Genomic DNA, 210 nt, shown 5'->3' with positions numbered 1-210 from the left:
CAGCCAAATGTTTTTGCAATCTGTATTTTCTGCTCATTATTAGGGTATATTCTGTATTTATATGCCTTTAACATCCACTGTCACCTTCTTTCTCAACCTTGATTTCCTATATATCTCTTCAGCATTTCTTCCGATACATTTCCTACACTACAGGCAAAATATCCATCTGTCCAAAAGGTATGTTCTTTCCAAAATTGTTTTCGTAAATAT

Annotated in this window: 2 protein-coding genes; both read right to left on the bottom strand. The window is 33.3% G+C overall.

What is annotated here, in order from left to right; all coding sequences use genetic code 11:
• Positions 1 to 74: helix-turn-helix domain-containing protein (locus GPK60_RS10780; protein ID WP_215660014.1), on the bottom strand; the 74-nt coding region annotated here is incomplete at its 3' end.
• Positions 75 to 92: 18 nt separating this feature from the next.
• The coding region (locus GPK60_RS10775; RefSeq protein ID WP_215660012.1) for a transposase at positions 93 to 210 on the bottom strand (118 nt) is incomplete at its 5' end.

Origin of the sequence: Ruminococcus sp. MCC718 (assembly GCF_018783905.1) — a bacterium.
GTDB lineage: Bacteria > Bacillota > Clostridia > Lachnospirales > Lachnospiraceae > Hominisplanchenecus > Hominisplanchenecus faecis.
The sequence above is the reverse complement of the archived record's forward strand: the minus strand, read 5'-3'. Positions and strand labels throughout refer to the sequence as shown.